The following is a 2,428-nucleotide window of genomic DNA, read 5'->3' on the forward strand; positions in this document are numbered from 1 at the left end:
AGGGAATGCCGGCCGCAGCCAGTACCTTTTCCTGAATCAGCGCTTCAACAGGCGCAGTTCCAGAAAATCCGATCAATGCAACAGGCTTTTCTTCCTGGATGATTTCCCGTGTTTTTTCCACTGAGTCCGACCCGTCCGGTCCCCGGTCTTTGGTGACAAGTTTCAGCTTCGCCCCATTAACGCCACCCCGGTCGTTGACGACATCAAAATACAGTTGCACGCCCACCTTGACCTGGCTTGCCGCGGAATTCGGGTCCTTAAGCTGGCCGATCTGGCCGATCACGATGTCCTGCGGAGCGGATGAGGCAACGGCACAAACTGTTCCCAGAATGCCTGTACTGATCCAATGTTTTATTGACATACCCATGCTTTCCAAAATGATGGAGCCTGTCTAAGGCGTTCCTGTTATCCATGACAAAAGCCCGCCGGAGGCGGGCTTTGCGGACGAGATACTGATCGCGTGCCTTTGTGCGCTCAGAAGTTATGCTGAATGCCAACCCCGTAAACACGGATCACGTCATTGGCGACACGGTTGTTCGGGTCCGAGCGGTCATAGAAGCCGTACAGCGAAGTGCGATTGCTCATCTTGTAGGAGTAGCCCGCCTGGAAGCGCTTGAGCTTGGCCGCAGGATCGCTCTGSACATCCTTGCGGATGTAGTTGGCCATGACCTTGCTGCTGGGCGTGATGTCCCACGAAGCGCCGATCATCTGYGCCGCCACCTTGCTGCGYGACAGCGCATTGCCCTCAAAGTTGTCACGGTTGTAGACCGCCCAGGCACGGATATCGCCAAAGTCGTAGGAGCCCACCAGCATCCACTTGCTCTTGAAATCATTGAGCAAGGCACCCCCGCGTTTGCTGTCCCTACCGTAGCCGACGCCCAGGCCCAGCGGGCCCTCGCCTTCGCCATAGCTCAGCGAGACATCGGTCTGCTTGTAGTCGCTCTCAAAGCGGACCGGGCCGGCCGCCGCTTCCGCCAGGCCTTCACCATTGAAGTAATGGCCGGCGCGGAAAACGAAGTTGCTGATCAGCGGGCTGGCATAGCCGATGGCGTTCGAAACACGTGTGCGCGCATTGAAGATGGAGGTGCCAATCGCGGTGGCGCCGGCATCGTGGATGACGTACTCGACATTGCGGCCCAGGATCGCGTAGATCGGCGTGCGGCTGGGCGCGGCCGAGTCGATGCGGCCGATGTTGACCACCCCGAAGTCGCCGCTGATGCCGACATAGGAGTTGCGGTAGACGGGCGAGCTTGACGCCCCGGTGTCCGAGGAAATTCCCATCTCCAGGCCAAAGAGCGCCTTGAGCCCTCCGCCCAGGTCCTCGGTTCCCTTGGCGCCGAACCGGGACGCGTTGCCCGTGATGAGCGTCTGCGAGACCGAGCCAGTCTTTGAGTTCTCAAAGCTCGTATCCATCCTCCCGTAAATCGTCACCGTGCTTTGCGCCAACGCGGCGACGGGGGTTATGGCGGTTATTGCGCCGGCGCCAATCGCAGCCAGGCAGGCTATCTTCAATTTCATTTCTCACTCCTGAAAAGTTTTGTAAATGGCGGCGAATCATTCGCCGCCGCATGGGTGCTCACAGGCGCAGTTCGCCCAGGTCTTTCCTGCTTCCCTCCTCGCCGACCGTCATAAATCCTGAAAAATTCGCTTGCTTTATTGTATTGACTAGCGATACACTGTATCAAACAGCGTTACAACTAGATCATGAAGCGGTGATGACTGTCAAGAAATTTCGCGGCGCTGTTGCCGCGAATGCACAAGGTGAAAGCTGGCAAGGGTGTTGGTTGGCCTCTAAATTGCGAGCAGTTGTGCGAACGTGACGTACCGGCGGGAGGCCTCCCGCTGACTGGAGTTTTTGATGAAAGTGACGTGCAATAGGGGGCCTGTTGCGGCTTCCCCGGGTGGAGGCCGCGGGCTCGAGCGAAGCGGCGTGCGATGTGGGCGGGTGTTGGCCGGTGTCGCAGGCAGAGATAAGGACGCAATCTGATGTTTGGCCCCATATTCCAGCGAATGCGCGACAGCCTCGTCGTCGTTGCGCTGATGTCTGCCATCGCGTTTACGGGCATTCACCTCATTGGCGACCCCATACACCTGCTTGTCAGCCCGAATGCCTCCACCGAGGAGGTAGAGGTCGCGGCGCGCAGCCTGGGGCTGGACCGGCCGATCTACGAGCAATACGCACTGTTTGTGAAGCATGCGGTCGAGGGAGATCTTGGCAAATCGTTTGTCTTCAAYCGGCCGGCACTGGGAATTGTTCTGGAGCGCATGCCCGCAACCCTGGAGATGGCGTTTATTGCGCTGATACTGGCACTGGCCATCGGGATCCCTCTCGGGCTCGTCGCGGGCCTGATGCCGGACTCCTGGGTTCACAAGCTCATTGCCGGATTTTCAATCGCAGGGGTCACCATTCCCACGTTCTGGAAGGGGC

Annotated in this window: 3 protein-coding genes; 1 reads left to right on the forward strand and 2 read right to left on the reverse strand. The window is 58.6% G+C overall.

The genetic code is table 11. The features are described from left to right. Positions 1–361: ABC transporter substrate-binding protein (locus AC1D1X_RS20925; RefSeq protein WP_477699068.1), on the reverse strand; the 361-nt coding region annotated here is incomplete at its 3' end. A gap of 113 nt (positions 362–474) precedes the next feature. Continuing rightward, positions 475–1,518 carry a porin gene (locus tag AC1D1X_RS20930; protein WP_477670532.1) on the reverse strand — a complete coding sequence of 348 codons (1,044 nt, stop codon included), beginning with the start codon at positions 1,516–1,518 and terminating at the stop codon, positions 475–477. A gap of 468 nt (positions 1,519–1,986) precedes the next feature. On the opposite strand from AC1D1X_RS20930, the gene AC1D1X_RS20935 reads away from it, so the two are divergent. Next, positions 1,987–2,428, forward strand: a 442-nt coding sequence (locus AC1D1X_RS20935; RefSeq protein WP_477699069.1) for an ABC transporter permease, incomplete at its 3' end; no start/stop codon positions are given.

This window comes from Polaromonas sp. P1_G4 (genome assembly GCF_056405475.1).